Source organism: Bradyrhizobium sp. 1, from assembly GCF_023073315.1.
GTDB lineage: Bacteria > Pseudomonadota > Alphaproteobacteria > Rhizobiales > Xanthobacteraceae > Bradyrhizobium.
Window position 1 is genome coordinate 86,395 of record NZ_JADPJH010000028.1, and the last position, 16,687, is coordinate 103,081.

At 64.7% G+C, this 16,687-nt stretch carries 15 protein-coding genes and 1 pseudogene; 11 read left to right on the top strand and 5 right to left on the bottom strand.

What is annotated here, in order from left to right; all coding sequences use genetic code 11:
* Positions 1-46 precede the first annotated feature (46 nt).
* Complete coding sequence (locus IVB29_RS22785) at positions 47-1,258, bottom strand: type II secretion system F family protein (protein WP_247505643.1); 1,212 nt, start codon at positions 1,256-1,258, stop codon at positions 47-49.
* Positions 1,259-1,263: 5 nt separating this feature from the next.
* The gene (locus IVB29_RS22790; protein WP_247505644.1) at positions 1,264-2,961 is read right to left on the bottom strand and encodes an ATPase, T2SS/T4P/T4SS family; all 1,698 of its coding nucleotides are present in this window, start codon (positions 2,959-2,961) and stop codon (positions 1,264-1,266) included.
* Positions 2,962-3,090: 129 nt separating this feature from the next.
* On the opposite strand from IVB29_RS22790, the gene gspD reads away from it, so the two are divergent.
* Together gspD and IVB29_RS22800 are read left to right on the top strand one after the other, a co-directional pair.
* A complete protein-coding gene (gene gspD / locus IVB29_RS22795; protein WP_247505645.1) occupies positions 3,091-5,463 on the top strand; it encodes a type II secretion system secretin GspD in 2,373 nt (790 codons plus the stop codon).
* Between the two features lie 4 nt (positions 5,464-5,467).
* Positions 5,468-6,064, top strand: a complete 597-nt coding sequence (locus IVB29_RS22800; RefSeq protein ID WP_247505646.1) for an A24 family peptidase — start codon at positions 5,468-5,470, stop codon at positions 6,062-6,064.
* 123 nt (positions 6,065-6,187) lie between these two features.
* Here the strand turns inward: IVB29_RS22800 and IVB29_RS22805 are convergent, their stop codons facing one another.
* Complete coding sequence (locus tag IVB29_RS22805) at positions 6,188-6,733, bottom strand: tetratricopeptide repeat protein (protein ID WP_247505647.1); 546 nt, start codon at positions 6,731-6,733, stop codon at positions 6,188-6,190.
* A gap of 208 nt (positions 6,734-6,941) precedes the next feature.
* Here IVB29_RS22805 and IVB29_RS22810 point away from each other — a divergent pair, with 208 nt between their 5' ends.
* A complete protein-coding gene (locus tag IVB29_RS22810; RefSeq protein WP_247505648.1) occupies positions 6,942-7,631 on the top strand; it encodes a WbqC family protein in 690 nt (229 codons plus the stop codon).
* 72 nt (positions 7,632-7,703) lie between these two features.
* On the opposite strand, the gene IVB29_RS22815 is transcribed toward IVB29_RS22810, so the two are convergent.
* A complete protein-coding gene (locus IVB29_RS22815) occupies positions 7,704-8,555 on the bottom strand; it encodes a right-handed parallel beta-helix repeat-containing protein (protein ID WP_247505649.1) in 852 nt (283 codons plus the stop codon).
* Positions 8,556-9,017: 462 nt separating this feature from the next.
* On the opposite strand from IVB29_RS22815, the gene IVB29_RS22820 reads away from it, so the two are divergent.
* From IVB29_RS22820 to IVB29_RS22855, 8 genes are read left to right on the top strand one after another with little or no spacing between them, the layout of a single operon-like run.
* Entirely contained in the window at positions 9,018-9,236 is a 219-nt protein-coding gene (locus tag IVB29_RS22820; protein WP_247505650.1) for an acyl carrier protein, read from the top strand.
* Between the two features lie 3 nt (positions 9,237-9,239).
* A complete protein-coding gene (locus IVB29_RS22825) occupies positions 9,240-9,977 on the top strand; it encodes an SDR family oxidoreductase (RefSeq protein WP_247505651.1) in 738 nt (245 codons plus the stop codon).
* The gene (locus IVB29_RS22830; protein ID WP_247505652.1) at positions 9,977-11,503 is read left to right on the top strand and encodes an amino acid adenylation domain-containing protein; all 1,527 of its coding nucleotides are present in this window, start codon (positions 9,977-9,979) and stop codon (positions 11,501-11,503) included. The genes IVB29_RS22825 and IVB29_RS22830 overlap by 1 nt, the downstream gene beginning before the upstream one ends.
* A 4-nt stretch (positions 11,504-11,507) precedes the next feature.
* Positions 11,508-12,503 carry a glycosyltransferase family 2 protein gene (locus IVB29_RS22835; RefSeq protein ID WP_247505653.1) on the top strand — a complete coding sequence of 332 codons (996 nt, stop codon included), beginning with the start codon at positions 11,508-11,510 and terminating at the stop codon, positions 12,501-12,503.
* Positions 12,500-13,672 carry a class I SAM-dependent methyltransferase gene (locus tag IVB29_RS22840; protein WP_247505654.1) on the top strand — a complete coding sequence of 391 codons (1,173 nt, stop codon included), beginning with the start codon at positions 12,500-12,502 and terminating at the stop codon, positions 13,670-13,672. Before IVB29_RS22835 ends, IVB29_RS22840 begins: the two co-directional genes overlap by 4 nt.
* Entirely contained in the window at positions 13,669-14,373 is a 705-nt protein-coding gene (locus IVB29_RS22845) for an acetyltransferase (RefSeq protein ID WP_247505655.1), read from the top strand. Before IVB29_RS22840 ends, IVB29_RS22845 begins: the two co-directional genes overlap by 4 nt.
* Positions 14,363-15,019, top strand: a complete 657-nt coding sequence (locus IVB29_RS22850; protein WP_247505656.1) for a class I SAM-dependent methyltransferase — start codon at positions 14,363-14,365, stop codon at positions 15,017-15,019. The genes IVB29_RS22845 and IVB29_RS22850 overlap by 11 nt, the downstream gene beginning before the upstream one ends.
* Entirely contained in the window at positions 15,003-15,950 is a 948-nt protein-coding gene (locus tag IVB29_RS22855; protein ID WP_247505657.1) for a hypothetical protein, read from the top strand. The genes IVB29_RS22850 and IVB29_RS22855 overlap by 17 nt, the downstream gene beginning before the upstream one ends.
* Before the next feature lie 30 nt (positions 15,951-15,980).
* Here the strand turns inward: IVB29_RS22855 and IVB29_RS22860 are convergent.
* Positions 15,981-16,687, bottom strand: a pseudogene (locus tag IVB29_RS22860) (hypothetical protein); the annotation flags it as partial.

The following is a 16,687-nucleotide window of genomic DNA, read 5'->3' on the forward strand; positions in this document are numbered from 1 at the left end:
TTCAAGCCTCTCTCGTTCCCTGCCCATTCCTTGTCCGTTTCTTGCCTTAACCGACAATCTGGCTCACCGACATCAGCGCCGTCATCACCGAGGTGATCAGGCCGCCGACGACCAGCGAGATCGCGATGATCGCCGCCGGCCCCGCAATGCCGACGGCGCGATCCAGCGTGCGCTGCAATTTGGTCTCGTAGAATTCGGCGACGCGCCCCGACAGCATCGGCAATTGCCCGGTCTCGTCACCGAGCCGGAGCATGCGCACCGCCATCGCCGGCAGCGCCGCGGTTTCGGCCAGCGCGTCGGAGAGCTTCGAGCCATGGCGGACACGGTCGGCGGCATCGCTCCAGACCGCGGACGGCCCGGTCGTTGCCATCATGTCGACCAGGATGCGCAGCGTGGTGGTGAGATTGACGCCGCTGCCGAGCAGCAGGCCGAGATTGCGGCAGAACAGCGCGGTGCGGTACGCGCTCATGATGTTGCGGATCGCCGGCAGCCGCGTAATCGCATTGCTGATGCCGCGACGGATACGCTCCTGCCGCAGCAGCAGCCATGTCGCGGCGATAATGGCCGCAAGCCCAGCCAGCACCGCATCGGAATTGCCGCGCAGGAAGGTCGAGATGTTGAGGAAGACACCGACGACCGGATCGACCTTGGCGCCGAAATCCTGCAACACGGATGCGAACTGCGGCAGCACGAAAGTGAGGAAGAACAGCAGCACGCAGCCGGCCGCGCCGAGCACGAACAGCGGATAGCGGATCGCATCCGACAGCCGGCGTCGCAACGCCTCGCTGCGCGCACGCTCGCCGGCCAGCACCTCCAGCACCTGATCGAGCGAGCCCGAGGCCTCGCCGACCCGCACCAGCGCGATATACATCGGCGGAAACAGCCCTTCGTGCCGCGCCAGCGCTTCGGCAAAGCTGTCGCCCGAGACGACCCGCGACCGGATGTCGGCCACCACCGGGCGCAGCCGGCCGAAATCGGGATCGGCCGCGAGCAGCTCCAACCCGTCATTGATGCGCGCACCGGCGCGCAGCAACAGCGCGAGGTCGCGGGTGAAGATGGTGACGTCTTCCGGCTTCGGCCTGTTGAAGAGGCCGACCACGCGGCCGGAGGCGCCGCCCTCTTCCGGCGTGACGTTGTCCACCAGGACGAGCCCGAGCCGCTCGATCCGCTGCGCAACATCGCCCGGCGCCGGCGCGGCGATGGCGCCGGAGACCAGTTCGCCGTTGGCGTTGAGCGCGCGGTAGCGATAGTTCGGCATGGGCGTCAGCGCACAGTCGTGACACGGAAGACTTCGGGCACGGTGGTGAGGCCGGCCCGGCATTTGGCCACCGCGTCCTCCAGCATCGTGGTCATGCCGCCCCGCATCGCGGCGGCATCGATGCTGTGGGAATCCGTCTGCGGTCCGACCAGCGCCCGCACCTCGTCGGTCATTTCCAGGATCTCGAACACGCCGTTGCGGCCGCGATAGCCGGTACCGCCGCAGCGTTCGCAGCCACCGGCCTGGTGCACGACCTCGCCGCACTTGAAACCGATGATGGCAAAACGCGGGTCCTTGGCGAGATCGGCCTCGCTCAGCACGTGCGGCACCTTGCAGCGGTCGCAAAGCATGCGCACCAGGCGCTGTGCGACCACAGCACGCAGCGTGGACTTCAGCAGGAAGCCCTCGATGCCGAGATCGATCAGGCGCGGCATCGCGGCCGCCGCCGTCTCGGTGTGCAGCGTCGTCAGCACGAGATGGCCGGTCAGCGCGGCATGGATCGCAATATGGGCGGTCTCGGCGTCGCGAACCTCGCCGACCATGATCACATCGGGGTCCTGACGCACGAAGGCGCGCATCGCGGATGCAAAGGTCAGCCCGATCGACGGCTTGACCTGTGACTGGTTGATGCCGGGGATCTCGTATTCGACGGGGTCCTCGATGGTGAGGATTTTTCGCGTGGGCTCGTTGAGGATCGACAGCATGGTCGCAAGCGTCGTGGTCTTGCCGCTGCCGGTCGGTCCGGTGACGACGATCATGCCGTGCGGCATCGCCAGCAGCCGCGTCATCACGCTCTCATCGCGCGCAAGCAGACCAAGCTTGCTCATCTCCAGCAGGCCGCGGTCGCGCGGCAACAGGCGGATGACGGCGCTTTCGCCGTGCTGCGTCGGCATGGTCGCGACGCGAACGTCGATCTCGCTGCGCCCGACGCGCACGCGTGCGGCGCCGTCCTGCGGGAGGCGCCGTTCCGCAATGTTGAGGCTGGCGAGAATCTTGATGCGCGAGATCAGCGCCTGCGGCGGGATACCGTGCGGCGACGGCAGCGCGCGCAACAGGCCATCGACGCGCATGCGCACGGCAAGTCCTGCGCGGAACGGCTCGACATGGATGTCACTCGCGCGCAAGTCCACGGCGCGCTCCAGGAGATCGTTGAGCGCGCGCACCACCGGCGCACCGCTGGCGAGATCGCGCAGACTCTCGATGTCGTCGTCGGATTGCTGCGCAACGCGTCCGCCGCTTCGATCGGCATTTGCGTCGTCGGCCTCGGCCCGTTGATCGAGGACCGTCGTAATGTCCTCATATGACGCCACGACGACATCGACCGGCATTCCGAACACGATTTCGGCGGCGCGAATGGCCGCCGTGTCGGCGGGATCGGCGACCGCCAGCCGGAAACCGTCATTGGTCGCGCTGAAGGGAAAGATGGTGGATTCACGCAGGAAGCGGCGCGAAAAGCCGTCGAGTCGGGGCGTGGCCGCGAGCAATTGCGGAAGGCTCAGGCGCGGCAGCGCAAAATAGTCGGAGACTTCATCGGCGAATTCAGCCGCGGAAAGATCGGTGGCCTCCCACAATTCGCGCAAGGGGCGCGTCAGCGCGGGATTGCCGGACTTGTCCACATGGGCGTGCGCCCGCGGCGGCAGTGAGTATTTTTCCAGGAGGTGCTGCCGGAAGCTATCTGCGGAGCGGTCGCGCATCGCATTCACAGCGTTGACCTTGTTACCCGAATGCAACAACTCGACGGGGCACGGAGGGCCCTTTGCCCTTGACTTATTTCTTAGCAAAAACATAATCGTGGCGCAAACTATTGCGCGTCCGAACCGAGGGGGGATCGGATGCAATTTCCAATCACTTCTAGCGTTGGCAGGCGTATTTTGATCAGGCAGCCGCTTTTGCGACTCCGCTCAGCGTTGTCTGGAACGCTTATCCTGTTGTCGTCTGCCTTCCTGCTCGGCGCCTGCATCGTCACCGCCGACCAGTCGGTGGAATCCGATCCCAATGATCCGCGCGCCCAGGACATCGCCGACAAGATCCGCTCCCTCGATCTCCAGCCACGGCAACCCGCGGATACCGGATCGGGCGGCGTCGCGCAGGCGAGATCGTCCAAGCCCGCGATCTATCTGAGCGATGGTGCAACGCCGCAAGGCGGTGCGCTTGCCGAGCGCGACGATACCGGCGGCAGCGGCTACGACCTCAATTTCGAGAACGCACCGGTCGCCACCGTCGCAAAGGTCATTCTTGGTGACGTATTGAACGTCGGCTACACGATCGACCCGCGGGTGCAGGGAACCGTGACGCTGGCCTCGGTGCGACCGGTCCCCAAGGCGGACGCGCTGTTCGTGCTTGAAAACGCGCTGCGCATGTCCGGCGTCGCATTGGTGCGCGACCGCACCGGCTATCGCCTGCTGCCGGCACCGGAAGCCGGTCCCGGCGGCGTCGACCGCGCGGGGAACGCAGTGGCCGGCCAGGGCGTCACGGTGGTGCCGCTGCGCTATGTCTCGGCGCAGAACATCTTCAAGCTGCTCGACGCCTTCGGCGTGAAGGCCTCGACCATGCGCTCCGACAACGCCCGCAACACGCTGATCGTCAGCGGCAGCGGCACCGATCGTGCGACCGCGGTCGACACCATTCTTTCCTTCGACGCCGACTGGATGCGCGGACAGTCCGTCGGCATCTTCCCGGTGCGTAATTCCGCGCCGGAGCCCGTCATCACCGAGATCGAGAAGATCATGGATTCCGGTGAAGGCGGCATGAGCCAGAACATGATCAAGCTCCAGCCGATCGCGCGACAGAACGCGATCCTCGTGGTCAGCCAGAAGCCGGAATACCTCAAGCGTGCGCAGACCTGGATCGCGCGGCTCGATCGCTCCGACACCGACGGGGTGAACCTGAAGTCCTATCCGCTGCGCTACGGCAGTTCCAAGCTGATCGTGGCGATGCTGAACGACATGCTGTTCAGCCAGGGCGCGACGAGCAGCTCGACGCTCGACAACGCATCGAGCCAGATCTCGCCGGGCGCCGGGATCTCGACCTCGACGTCGAACAATCCGGTAGCCTCGCTCAGCGCGCTGCCGACCGCCGCCGCCGGCGCTTCTACTCCAGTCACCGCACCCGGGGGATCAGCATTCGGTGCACGCCCTGCACCGGCCGCATCGGCGACGCCTGCGCAAGACACGGGCCTCGGCGCACTGTCGGGCGGCGGAGCGAAGCCGGGCCTCAACGGCATCCTCCAGAACGTCCGGGTCACGGCCGACGTCACCAACAACGCCGTGCTCGTCTATGCCAATCAGGAAGCGCAGCGCATCGTCGAGCAGACCATCCGGCAGATCGACCGGCCACAGCGCCAGATCGCCATCGAGGCGACGATCGCCGAGGTGACGCTGAATGACCAGTTGAACTATGGCGTGCAGTTCTTCCTGGCGAGCCAGAAAGGCTCGATTTCCAACACCATCGCCGGCGTCAGCAATGCCGCGACAGTTGGCAGCGGTGCCGTCGAAACGGCGTCCAACGCCGTCAACAGTGCGGCCGGCGCGCTGGTTGGGCGCGTCTTGCCCGGCTTCAACTTCCTGATCGGCGCCGAGAATTCGCCGCGCGTCGTGCTCGACGCGCTGCACGGCATCACCAACGTCAAGGTGCTGTCGAATCCGTCGCTGGTGGTGCTGGACAACCAGCCGGCGACCTTGCAGGTCGGCGACCAGGTGCCGTTCTCGACGGGCACCGCGACGGTGCTGACCGCCAACAACACCGTGGTCAACACCATCGACTACAAGAACACCGGCATCATCCTGCGCGTGCTGCCGCGCGCCAACGCCAACGGCAATGTCGTGCTCGACATCGAGCAGGAGATCTCGAACATCGCCGCCGGCAGTGCCAATTCACTGACGCCGACGATCTCGCAGCGCCGGGTCAAGAGCTCGATCGCTGTGACGAGCGGCCAGACCGTGCTGCTCGCCGGCCTGATCAGCGAGACCGAGAACAAGCAGCGCCAGGGCCTGCCGATCCTGGATTCCATTCCGGGCGTGGGCGACGCCTTCTCGCATCAGACCAATTCCCGGGCCCGCACCGAGTTGATCCTGTTCATCCGCCCGACCGTCCTCAAGGACGGCGTCGATGCGCATGTCATCGCCGAGGAGATGCGCAGCAAGATGAACAGCCGTCTGGTCGGCACCAGCAATCCCGTGGTCACCGTGCCCAAGGCGGCACGCTAGCAGCGTGCCCGAACAACATGTGAACGAGGGAGCGGGCCCCGCGCTCGCATTTAGCGTTGCCCTGCTGCTGGGCGTCTTCGCGAGCCTCGTCACCGCGCCGGGCGCCGAAGGCCTGTACGGCGCGTTTCTCGCCGCCCTGATGTTCGCGATCGCAGCGTATGATGCGCGCCACTACCTCATTCCCAACGAGTTGACGGGGGCCGCATTCGCGCTCGCTCTGCTCCGTGCCGCCGCGTTCGTTCCGGATATCGGCATCGAGGCGCTGCTCTGGCCCGTGGCCCGCGCTGCGGCCGTTGCGCTCCCGCTGCTGCTGCTGATGGCGCTCTACCGGCGCTGGCGCGGCCGCGACGGGCTCGGACTCGGCGACGTCAAGCTCGCCGCGGTCTGCGGCGCCTGGCTCGATCTGACGACCGTCGCCGCGGTGATCGAGCTGGCGGCGCTACTCGCGATTGGCGTCTATGTCGCCAATGCCGCACTGCAAAGAAAGCCGCTGCGCGGGACCGCTTTTTTACCCTTCGGGCTTTTCCTGGCCCCGGCGATCTGGATCGGTTGGCTGGGAGAGACCTGGTATGTGAACTGGCTGGGCGGCTGGCCGGGCTAAGGCCAAACGCGATCAGGTCTAATCCTCGTCGCGGCGCAATCCGCCTTCCGCCGTCCCCTACTGTGCATGGGGTTGTTTTCGGCTTTTTTGTCGAAACGATCGGTACCCGTGAGCCGACGTGCCTCAGTGCTCCCGGCTCGGCGCCCATTCCAGGGCCCGCAGGCGGGCCTGGGCGATCTCTCCGCGCGTCATCTTGGTGGTGACGGCATCCCGGATCCGGACCCGCGCCTCGCGCGCCTGCGGCGGCGCTGCGGCCGTCGACAGGTTGAGCCATTTGGAGGCCTCGACGATGTCCTGCGGCACGCCAAAGCCCCGGTCGTAGAGCAGTCCCAGCGAATATTGGGCCCGGGTGTCGCCCTGCTCCGCCGCGCGGCGGTACCACATCGCGGCTTCCGTGTAGTTCTGCGGCACGCCGCGGCCAGTCTCGAACAGGAAGCCGAGATAGGTCTGCGCCGCCGCATTGCCGCGCTCGGCGAGCGGAATGAAGATCCGGGAGGCCACCACATAGTCTTGGCGCTGGAACGCGGAGACGCCCTGGCGGACCGATTGGGCGCGGGCGGGGATGGCCGGCAGCAGCACGAGCACGGCCAAAGCGACGGCCCACCCGGCCCGTCGGATGAGGCCGGCCTGACGCCGACGCACGGAATCGCATTTGCCGAAAGATGTCATGCCGTTCCTTCCCTGCCTGCGCGCCAGATTAGTCTGCCGCTACACGAGAATCCAGAGCGCGGCCGAGCGGCCGATTTGACGCTTTGGGCGCAGCGCAGGCCCGACTATAAGACGAGCGAGAATCTCTTCGAAGGTTGCTTGGACATCTTCTCTTGGCCACCGCGCGGAATGCGCGGACACGGCCGTCACGGGTACAGGATCGCGCGTTGTGCGGATTTGCATCATCCAGTCCTGCTACATCCCCTGGAAGGGCTTCTTCGATCTGATCCGGAGCTGCGACGAATACGTGATCTTCGACCGCGTCCAGTACGTGAAGCGGCATTGGCACAATCGCAACCTGATCAAGACGGCGAACGGCCCGACGTGGCTGACCATCCCCGTCGTGGTCAAGGGCCGCTTCGAGCAGCCGATCGACGAGGTCGAGATCGCGGGGCCCTGGGCCGAGAAGCATTGGCGCGCGATCGCGCTCGCCTATCGCCGCGCCGCGTTCTTCGACGATTTCGCCGAATTGGTGAAGGGCTGGTACGAACAGGCCGAGCGCGAGCGGCGGCTGACCGATATCAACGCCATCTTCCTGCACGGTATCGCCGGCCTGCTCGGAATCAGGACGCGGATGACGCGCGACACCGCCTATCCGGCGCAAGGGGCCAAGACCGAACGTCTGCTCGCCATCGCCCGCGCGGCGGGCGCCGACCGCTATCTCAGCGGCCCTTCGGCACGCGACTATTTCGACGAGGACATGTTCCGCGCCGCCGGCGTGACGACGGAATGGATGAGCTACCGCGGCTATCCCGAATACACGCAATTGCACGGCGACTTCGTCCACGAAGTCAGCGCGCTCGACCTGCTGTTCAACACCGGGCGAGAGGCCGCACGCTATCTCGATCGGAGCGCCTGAACGGCGACACAGACAGAAAAACGCTCCGGACGAGGTCATCGTCCGGAGCGCTCGTCCTAGCTGGTCGCAGTCTTATTTGTACCCGCCCGGAACTGCGGTCGGAGCCGTATCCGGCGTGTTGTCGTTGACCTGGTTGTCGCCATAGGAGAGCACGGTGCCGGAGATCGAGCCACCGGCGTTGCTGGCGATGACCGAACGGCCGACACGGATGTTGCCGGAGCCCGCATTGATGATGCCGACCTGCGTGCTGTTGGTGATCGTCGATTCATAGATCTGGATGTTGCCGCCGGTCAAATCGGCGACGCCATTGGTGTTGCGGTCGATCGTGACGCGGCTCAGGACCGCGTGGGCAAGCGCCGGCGAGACCGGTGCGACCTTGATACCGCCGCCATTCGCGGCGCCGTTATGGATCACGACAGTGTTGGTGACCATCAGCGAGGCGTTGCCGGTAGGCACGAACTCGATGCCGAGGCCGCTCGCGCTGCCGAAGCCGCGGATCACGCAGCTATCGACGACGAGGCCGCCGCCGGCGATGAACTTGATTCCGGAAAGGCCGGTCCCGAGACCCTCGAAATCCAGTCCCTTCAGGTAGATGAAGTCGTTCGCGCCGGCGTTGACGATGATGGCGTTGGTGCCGGACACCAGAACACCCGCCGTGCCAGATTCGCAGGAGATCGTGATGGACTTCGTGATCGTGACCGCGCCGAAACCGCCGGGATCGATGCAGTTGATCTCGCCCGCCGCGGCCGTCTTCGAAATGGCACCGGCGAAGGTCTTGCAGGGCGCGGTGCGGCTGCACGGGTTAGCATCGTCGCCGACGCCTGACACCCAGGTCCGCGTCGCCTGGGCGTGTGCCGGAGCGGACGCAAGGAATGGTAGGAAAAGACCAATGGCTAGTGTGAGAAAAGCTAAATGGCGCATCATGAACCCTCCTTGTTGACCGGAATTTCTTTCCAGCCTGCTGAAATGCATGCAGTAATCGTCGCTCCCGGAACTGCGACCGGCAATTTCAAAGTTCTCTACTTTCGGAATAGACGCGCCTTGCAATCGCCTCCAGAGATTGCAGCCCGTCGACGTCGATCGAGACGAAATGGAATGGGTACGCAGACAACAAAATTTCAGAAGTAAATCAGGCCGGGGTGCCGTGGCTCGCCGGACGGACGAAACTGCACCCTGCTACTATGTCCCGCAACTGTGACACCGGTTCAAAGCTCGTGCACATTTGTCGCACAGATCCCTAGGGTTGATTCCGGTCACCGCGCGTTTGCGCCTCCCGCTCACTTGCCGTATGAAAAAGGACCGAACCTCGCGGCCATGCTGCGATCCCTATAAGATATTGCAAGTCCACGGCGATTTACCCGACCGGCGCCGGTTCCCGAAGAGACGATGATGCAGGCGAATGAGCTGATTGCGGAAGTACTGCGAAGCAGCATTTCGATCCCACATGGCGACACGCCATTGGCAGAACTCGAAGGTTGGGATTCGCTGAAGGGCGTCCGATTGGTGCTTCGCCTGGAAGAGATCATCGGCAGGGAACTGTCCGAGGACGACATCGAGCGGCTTCGATCGGTCCACGATGTCGAGCGTCTTCTGAAGGTCACATGACACATGACACCGACTGATGACCGCTGGGTGGTGATCTCGGGTGCCGGCGGCGCCGTCGGGTGCGAATTCGTGACGCATTTCGCCGCAAGCGGCCGTCCGGTGCTCGCGCTCGATCGGACGTTCGCCGCCTCGCCTCAACCGCCGTCGGTGGTGGCGCGGCCATTGGACCTCACCGACGAGGATCAGGTTCGCGCAGTGCTCGCGGACGTCATTCCGACAAGTGCCTCCATCGCGCTGCTCGTCAACGCCGTCGGGCTGATCTGGAACGAGCCGACGCTGAGCTTCAAAGGCGCCAAGCTCGTCACCCACGCGCTGGACTCCTGGCGCAAGGTGATCGACGCCAATCTCACCGCGCCCTTCGTCGTCGCGTCCCAGGTCGCGGCCAGGATGGCACGGCGCGGCGGCGGCGCCATCGTCAATTTCTCCTCGATCGCGAGCGAGGGAAATGCCGGACAGGCCGCCTATGGCGCCGCCAAGGCGGGTGTGGAGGGACTGACCCGCACCATGGCGATCGAGCTCGGTCCGCTCGGTGTGCGCGTTAACGCGGTGGCGCTCGGCTTCATCGACGTCGCCACGACGCGGCAGGCCGTCGCTGAGGAGCGCCTGCAGAATTACATCCAGAAGACTCCGGTCGGCCGACTCGGACGGTTCGACGACGTCGTCAACGCCGTCGAGTTTCTCGCAACCAACGCTTTCGCCAACGGCACCATCGTCAAGCTGGACGGAGGCCTGCGTCTCTAATGCCGGATCTGTGGAGCGCATTCGCGGAGATCGCCCATGCCGACCCGGCCGCCCCCGCGCTGGTCGCCGGCGAATCCGTCGCCAGCTTCGGCGAGTTGAAGCAGCTTGCCGAACGTTGCGCGGCGGCTCTTGTCGCGCGCGGCATCGCGAAAGGCGATGTCGTGGCGTTGCAACTTCCCAAACGCCGCATCACCTATGCACTCTTGCTGGCGTGTCTGCGTCTTGGCGCGCCTTACGTGTTCCTTGATCCCAAAAATCCGGCGGAGCGCACCCGTCGCATGGTGGCGAAGCTTCGTCCCAGGCTGCTGTTGAGCATGTCCGATGCCGAAAACGCTTTCGGCTCGACACTGCGACTGTCGGACGACCACGAAGACAGCTGGCTCGGCGACATCGCCGCGACCGACGCCCCGACACCGCGCATCACCGGGATGGATCCGGCCTATGTGATGTTTACCTCGGGCTCGACCGGCGAGCCGAAAGGCGCCGTGATCCCGCATCAAGGCGTGCTGAGCCTGGTCGCGTGGTCGAGAAGCATCGTGGGAAACGCGCCGCGGCAACGCTTCACCAGCATCAATCCGCTGCATTTCGACAATTCGGTGTTCGACGTCTATTGCGGCCTGTTCAACGGCGCCGCGTTGGTGCCGGTCGAGACGTCGGAGGTCAAGAATCCGGCAAGCTGGGTCAAGATCATCCGCAACGGCAAAGCGAGCGTGATGTTCGCGGTGCCGACGCTGTTTCTGATCCTCGACCAACTCGGCCTGCTGACACCTCGCACGCTGCCCGACCTGCGCACGCTCCAGTTCGGCGGCGAAGGTTATCCGATCGGCAAGCTGCGCGATTTTCACGCCCGCTTCGCCGGACAGGCGCGCCTCGTCAATGTCTACGGCCCGACCGAGACGAGCTGCATCTGCTCGAGCATCGAGATCACGGCCGACATTCTCGCCGCACCCGACAGCGAATTTCCCCCGCTTGGCGGCATGCATCCCGACTTCACCCACGCCATCCTCGACGACGAGCAGAAGCCGGTTCCGAGCGGCGAAGCCGGGGAATTGTGGATCGGCGGTCCCTGTGTCGGGCTCGGTTACTACGCCAACCCGGAGGAAACGGCGGCGCGATTCCGTCAGGACCCGCGGCAGGACGATTACCGCGCGCTGTTCTACCGGACCGGCGATCGCGTCCGCGAGGACGAGAACGGCCTGCTCTGGTTCCACGGCAGGGTCGACAACCAGGTGAAGATTCGCGGCCACAGGATCGAACTCGAGGAAATTGATCTCGCCGTGCAAAGCCTCGCCGGGATGCGGCGTGCCGTCGCCGTCGTCTCCCGCGGCGTGGATGGCGAGGAGATTGCGGTTGCCTATGTCGCCGATCGCGCTATCCCCTCGCAGGAGGTTCTGAATTGCTGCCGCGACAAGCTGCCCACCTACATGCAGCCGGCCCGGGTGGTTCAATTCGAGGATTTGCCGCGAAATGCCAACGGCAAGGTCGACAGGCTGGCGACGAAGTCGTTGCTGGCGCAACCCAGATGATCTCATGAGACTGTCCATCGTCACCACGCTCTACAAGTCGGCGCCGACGCTCGACCGGTTCTATCGGCGGGCGAAAGCGGCCGCGGAGGTGCTGACGAACGACTACGAGATCGTCATGGTGGACGACGGCTCGCCGGACAATTCGCTCGCACTCGCCACAGAGATCTCCGAACGGGATCATCGCGTCCGCGTCGTCGAACTCTCGCGCAATTTCGGCCATCACAAGGCCCTGATGACCGGGCTCGACCATTCCACCGGCGAACTGTGCTTCCTGATCGACAGCGACCTCGAGGAAGATCCCGAGCTGCTGGCGGCCTTCTTCGACAAGCTCGAGGACAGCGGAGCCGACGTCGTCTACGGCTATCAGGAGGATCGCAAGGGCGGCATCGGCGAGCGGCTGACGGGCTACATCGCGTATTGGCTGTTCAAGCTGCTAATCGCGTTTCCGGTCCCGCGCAATCACATCACCGTCCGCCTGATGCGGCGGGAGTATGTCGATTCACTGCTGATGCACAAGGAGCGACAAACGGTGATCGGCGGCCTCTGGATCATCACAGGCTTCCGCCAGATCGGCGTTCCCGTGGCCAAGCTCTCGAAGGGGACGTCGACCTATAGTCTGTGGCGCCGCTGGCGGATGCTGATCGACAGCGTCACCTCGTTCAGCGAGGTTCCGCTCGTCGGCATCTTCTATCTCGGCATCATCATCTGCATGCTGTCCGCTGTGGTCGGCTTCAGCCTGCTCTTTCGCAAGCTGTTCCTCGGCCAGGTGCTCGCCGGCTGGACTTCCGTGATGATCTCGGTCTGGTTCCTCGGTGGATTGCTGATCCTGTGCGTCGGCGTCGTTGGGATCTACATCTCGAAGATATTCATCGAGACCAAGAACCGGCCCTATTCGATCGTGCGCAAGGTCCACCAGAAGGATGCGGCGGACGCGGCCAACGACCGCGGCGCGCACGCGGTGACGAAAGACACCAGATTTCAGGACAGTCGGGGACAATGATCAAGAACGCCATGCAATGTTCTGTATGCGGCGCGGACCAGTGGCAGGCGATCCCCGATCCTCTTCCCAACCGGTCGATCACGACGGCCGGCGTCTTGCTCAAGCAGCCGCTGGCGAAGGCGCAGTGCGGGGCGTGCGGATTGCTGCAACGGGCCAATGCCGATTTCGTCGGAAATTCCGACTATTACGAAAATCGCTACGCCGACTATTACCTGCGCGCCGGCGCCGAGATCTACGACGCGCCGCGCTACCGCGTGATGGCTGAATGGATGCGCGCCGGTCTCGGCAATTTCCGGCCGCAATCGATCCTCGACGTCGGCTGCGGCGCCGGCTGGATGATGCGCGCCACGCTCGAACAGTTCCCCGACGCGGAGATCGAGGGCATCGAGCCCTCCACGATCAACACTGAACGCGCGCGCAAGGAAGGTTTCAAGGTCGGCCGCGGCAAGATTGGCGAGGCGGCGACGTCGAAGCAAACTTTCGACCTCGTCTACGCCAACAACGTGCTCCAGCACGTTTCATCGCCGATCGAATTCCTCACCGCGTTGCACGGCTATCTCTCGAGCGACAGCCTGCTTGTGCTGACCTGCCCGGACGCGACGCGCCCGAGCTGCGAGATGCTGTGCACCGACCACAACCACTCGTTCCGGCCGGAGGATCTCGTCGCGCTTGCGAACAAGACTGGCTACGTGGTTCACGCCTGGCTGCCCAATCCGGGCAACAACGCGGTCCTCGACAAGCAGCTCGTCGTGTTCTCCAAGCGTGGCCGCGCGCACGCGGGCGTGGGACGGCCCGGCATCGCGGCGCTGACGCTTCCGCAACTCCTGACCGCGCGCCGCGACTATATCGAGCAATGGCGATCGCTCGATGGCAAGCTCTGCGCGCAGATCGAGGGTGCCGCGCGAACCTTCAACTTCGGCTCGAGCTCATGGACCTGGTTCCTGGCAGGCTATTGTCCGGAATACTGGCGCCGCGTCGATTGTTGCGTCGTCGATCGTTTTAGTGGACGCTGCCTGGACAAGGCCGTCAAACCGCTCGGCGAAATTGCGGCAGACGCGGCCGACCGCCTCGTGCTCGGGGTCAATCCGGTCACGCAGGCATCATTCGCGGAGCGCTTTGCCGCCGAGGGCCGCGCCGTCATACGTTGGGACGAGGTTGTGCAGTCATGAGCGCAGCAGGCCGGTCCGACACGCCAAGGCAGATCGTCATCTTCGGCGCCGGCCAGGCTGCGGTGACCGCCACGCGATATTTTCACGCCGACACGGCGCATCGGGTCGTCGGCTACGCCGTCGATGCCGAGTTCCTCGAGGCCCGCGACCTTCTTGGTTCCCCCGTGGTCGCCGTCGAGGAAGTCCTGCAGCGGTTTCCTCCCGACCAGGTCTTCGCTTTCGTGCCGATGGGTGCGGCCCGGATGAACCAGGTCCGCACGGAGAAATATGCGCTGATGAAGTCGCTGGGGTATCGCTTCCTCAGCTATGTGCACTCCTCCAACGACGTCTATAACAAGGGCTCGGTCGGAGAGAACTGCTTCATCCTGGAACGGCAGACCACCAATTACGACTGCGCGATCGGCGACAACGTCGTGATGTGGAGCGGTTGTCACATCGGCGACGGCAGCCGCATCGGCGACAATTGTTTCTTCGGCTCGCACGTTGTCGTCAACGGCTTCGTCGACGTCGGCGCCGGCAGCTATCTCTCGAGCAACTGCACGCTGGCCCACGGCATCAAGCTCGGCGCGCGCTCCTTCATTGGCGCCAATGCGCTGATCGCGTCCGACACCGCAGAAGGCGCGGTCCACGTGGTCGAGCCCACGCCTGCCATGGGGATCGACAGCAAGCGGTTCGTGAAGCTGCTGCGCCATGACATCTGAGGGCAACAACGCGACGAGCCAGGGCTCGATCCATCAACGGGTCGCCGCCTATTACGCCGGGAAGCTGCGCGAGCACGGGCCTACGCCGCGCGGGGTGGATTGGCGCGACCGGGAAAGCCAGGAAGTTCGGTTCGACGCGCTGCTGAAGATTGCCGATGGTGCGGGCGCGAGCCTGATCGAGCTCGGCTGCGGCTATGGCGCGCTGTACGGCTATATCCACCAGTCGGGGCTCGACTTGACCTATGCCGGCTATGATATTGCGCAGGAGATGGTCGATGCGGCCGGCAAGACCTATCCGGATGCGGAGTTCGCGCGGCTCGACGCCGGCGTCCTGCCGCAACGACGCGCCGATTACTGCGTCGCCAGCGGCATCTTCAACGTCCGCTTCGACATTCCCGACGATGTCTGGCTCGACTATATCTTTGCCACGACCGATCTGATGGCCGCGATCGCGGATCGCGGATTCGCGTTCAATTGCCTGACCTCGTTCAGCGACCGCGACCGGCGGGAGCCGCGGCTCTACTACGCCGATCCGGGCGAGATGCTGAACCGATGCATCGCCCGTTACGGCCGCCGCGCCTCGCTTGCGCATGGCCGGCCGCCTTACGAATTCACCGTGCTGGTTCGCCATGACCGGCAGAGCTGAGCCGTCCGTCGAGCCACTGGGCCTGCTCTGTCGGCCGAACGGCCTGGATTGGGCACGCACTCATTGCCTCGGGCCGTTCACCCAACAACTCACACCCTCGACCTACAGGATTCACTTCGCGAGCCGCGACGACCGCAACCGTTCGCACGGCGCCTGGGCCGAGTTCGAGGCGGCGGACGACGGGCTGAAGCTGCTGCGCTTTGCGCCAAGACCGTCGATCGCGCCGGGCAAGCTTGGTGCGTTCGACGATTCCGGCGCGGTCCCGGCCTCGATGGTCGAGCATGACGGTCGCCTCATGATGTATTACGGTGGCTGGACGCTCGGAGGCACGGTCCCCTTCCACTTCTTCGTCGGGCTGGCGCAGTCCTCAGACGGCGGCGAGACGTTTGAGCGCATCTCCGAGGCGCCGGTGCTTGGCCGCAATCCGCATGATCCTTACCTGGCAGGCGCACCGTGGGTGCTCAGGGACAACGGGGTGTTCCGGATGTGGTACGTGTCCGGTACCCAATGGATCGATGATCCCGACGGCGGCCCCAAGCCGGTGCACTATTACACGATCAAGCATGCCGTCAGCGACGACGGCGTCAGTTGGCGGACCAGCGAGCGGCTTTGCTTGCCCTATCTCGAGGGCGAGCATGCCCTCGCCCGGCCCGTGGTCATGCGCGAGGGCCATGGCTATGTCATGATCTACTGCGCACGCCGCCTCAACGAGACCTACCGCATCTACACCGCGACCTCGGACGACGGCATTTCCTGGAAGCGGACCGACGAGCCGCTGCTGACCACGAGCCGCTCCGGCTGGGATTCCGAGATGGTCTGCTACGGCAGCCTCTTGCAGCACGGCGATGTCAGCTATCTGCTCTACAACGGCAACGCTTACGGCAAGGATGGCTTCGGCGTGGCGCGCATGCGAGGCCGCCTCGCCGGCTGATCGCACCGGCGAAGACTGCGGGCAGCCGCGTCATCGAATGAAGAAGTCGTGCGCGAGCAACTCCGCAAGCTGCGCACCGATCGTGCTGGTATCGTGTTGAAGTGCGAACGTGTTGCCGGGATCGTGCTGAACCACCGACGCCACCGGACTTGCCGCCGATGGACTGATGACGCCGTCGCCATTCAGGTCCTGCTGGAAGATCGACTCGTAGGATTTCAACGTGCTGCTGCTGCCGGATTCGACCCCGGTCAGGTTGGCGACGAAATTGCCGCTGCTGTCGACGTTCCAGATGATGTACTGGTCCGCACCGGTGGCTTTCCAGGCCAGATCATAGCCGGTCGCGGTCTTCTCGACGCCAATCGGCGCGAACGGCGCAAACTGATTGGCGACGACGGCCGCGCCGCCACGCATCAGCTCAGGCCCCGAGCCGGACTGAAGGAAATAGAAGTTGCTTCCAATCTGCGTGAGGCTGGTGGAGCCGGCGGACTCGATCACCGTCGTCGCGGCGGCGCCTGGACTCCCAATCGTACCGTCGCCGTTGAGGTCCTGGTGGAATACGCTCTCGAACGACTTGATCGTGTTGCTGCTGCCGGATTCGACGCTGGTGAGATTGCTGAGGAAGTTGCCGCCAGAGTCAACGCCCCAGATGATGTACTGGTCCGCACCCGCGACCTTCCAGGCCACATCATAACCGGTCGAGGTCTTCTCCGCACCGATCGGCGCGAACGGCGCAAACT

Bases quoted from the DNA above. Each gene is read 5' to 3' on its own strand.
- IVB29_RS22785 (WP_247505643.1), bottom strand. From the start codon at position 1,258: ATGCCGAACTATCGCTACCGCGCGCTCAACGCCAACGGCGAACTGGTC.
- gspD (WP_247505645.1), top strand. From the start codon at position 3,091: ATGCAATTTCCAATCACTTCTAGCGTTGGCAGGCGTATTTTGATCAGG.
- IVB29_RS22805 (WP_247505647.1), bottom strand. From the start codon at position 6,733: ATGACATCTTTCGGCAAATGCGATTCCGTGCGTCGGCGTCAGGCCGGC.
- IVB29_RS22815 (WP_247505649.1), bottom strand. From the start codon at position 8,555: ATGATGCGCCATTTAGCTTTTCTCACACTAGCCATTGGTCTTTTCCTA.
- IVB29_RS22820 (WP_247505650.1), top strand. From the start codon at position 9,018: ATGATGCAGGCGAATGAGCTGATTGCGGAAGTACTGCGAAGCAGCATT.
- IVB29_RS22825 (WP_247505651.1), top strand. From the start codon at position 9,240: ATGACACCGACTGATGACCGCTGGGTGGTGATCTCGGGTGCCGGCGGC.
- IVB29_RS22830 (WP_247505652.1), top strand. From the start codon at position 9,977: ATGCCGGATCTGTGGAGCGCATTCGCGGAGATCGCCCATGCCGACCCG.
- IVB29_RS22835 (WP_247505653.1), top strand. From the start codon at position 11,508: ATGAGACTGTCCATCGTCACCACGCTCTACAAGTCGGCGCCGACGCTC.
- IVB29_RS22840 (WP_247505654.1), top strand. From the start codon at position 12,500: ATGATCAAGAACGCCATGCAATGTTCTGTATGCGGCGCGGACCAGTGG.
- IVB29_RS22845 (WP_247505655.1), top strand. From the start codon at position 13,669: ATGAGCGCAGCAGGCCGGTCCGACACGCCAAGGCAGATCGTCATCTTC.
- IVB29_RS22850 (WP_247505656.1), top strand. From the start codon at position 14,363: ATGACATCTGAGGGCAACAACGCGACGAGCCAGGGCTCGATCCATCAA.
- IVB29_RS22855 (WP_247505657.1), top strand. From the start codon at position 15,003: ATGACCGGCAGAGCTGAGCCGTCCGTCGAGCCACTGGGCCTGCTCTGT.